Here is a 1,334-nt window from a genome sequence, read left to right on the forward strand (position 1 = left end):
GCTTGGGTTGACGGCAATGGCACCAAGGTTATTCAAAATGAGTATGATGACGAGAACCGGGTGACCAAGCAGACCGACGGAACAGGAGCGGTCTCAACCTTAGCTTATAGCGATGGTCAGACCATCACCACCGATGCCAATGGCAACCAAACAGTTTACACCTACGATGACCACTACCGCACAACAGGGATTACCTACCCAGACGGCACCAGCATCACTAAGACATACGATGCGAATAACCGTCTGGCCAGCGAGACCAATGAGCTGGGTCACACCACTCGCTACACCTATGATGCCAACGGAAATACCTTGTCTGAAACTCGTTTTGACGGTGTCGTTAAGACTTCTACTTATGATGATAAGAACAACCTCTTGTCTGTCACGGACTTTGGTGGCGACACCACTACCAACGAGTACGATAGTAAGAGTAACCTGACAAAGACCACTCTTCCAGATGGCACAGTTCTGTCTTATACGCATGACAAGCAAGGTCGTATCTTGTCTACGACAGATGCACTAGGCGCAAAGACAACCTTTGCCTACGAGGGGGCTAATCTGGTGACCATTACCAACCCACTTGGCGGCGTGTCTACCTTAACCTACAATGCCCACAACCAAGTGACAGGGCTTACCAACCCTCGTGGTGGCACGACAACTTTCACTTATGATGCGGAAGGGCGTAAGACGAGTGAACGAGACGCAGATGGTGTAGGAACCACCCAGACCTTTGACCAGGCGGGTCAAGTCACAGGTGTAACAGAGGGGAATGGTAATACAACGACATTTACCTATGATGCCTTTGGTCGCAAGATAGGGGCTTCCAATGGCGAGGGAGGCAACTACAGCTATACCTATGATGGTGTGGGGAATCAGTTGTCTGTGACAGACGCAGAAGGGCATACCACCCGCTACACCTACGACAGCCGTGGTCGTCTCTTGACAGAAACCGATGCGACAGGTAAGACAATTACCTTTGTCCGTGATGCCTTGGGTCGTGTTCTCGAACGCACCAACGAAGCAGGTCATACCAACAGTTTGACCTATGATGATCGCTATCATGCCATCAAGACCATTACGGATGCTTTGGGGCAAGTCACGGAACATACTTATGATGACTCAGGTTATCTGACGCAAGTGACCTATCCAATCGGAACACAGACCCATACCACTTATGATAGTATGGGACGTGTCCTATCTTACACCGATGAAGCCGATCAAACGGTTTCTTATACCTATGATGAAGTCGGAAACAAACTGACGGAAACCAAGGGAGGTCAGACAACCAGTTATACCTATGACAAGTCTGGCAATGTGACAGCTATTACCTATCCAGA

The 1,334-nt window shown here is 49.4% G+C and carries 1 pseudogene; it reads left to right on the forward strand.

Features of this window, described 5'->3' with window-relative positions:
- Nucleotides 1-1,334, forward strand: a pseudogene (locus E4T79_RS10680) (RHS repeat protein); the annotation flags it as partial.

Origin of the sequence: Streptococcus sp. LYSM12, from assembly GCF_004569635.1 — a bacterium.
Classification (GTDB): Bacteria; Bacillota; Bacilli; order Lactobacillales; family Streptococcaceae; genus Streptococcus.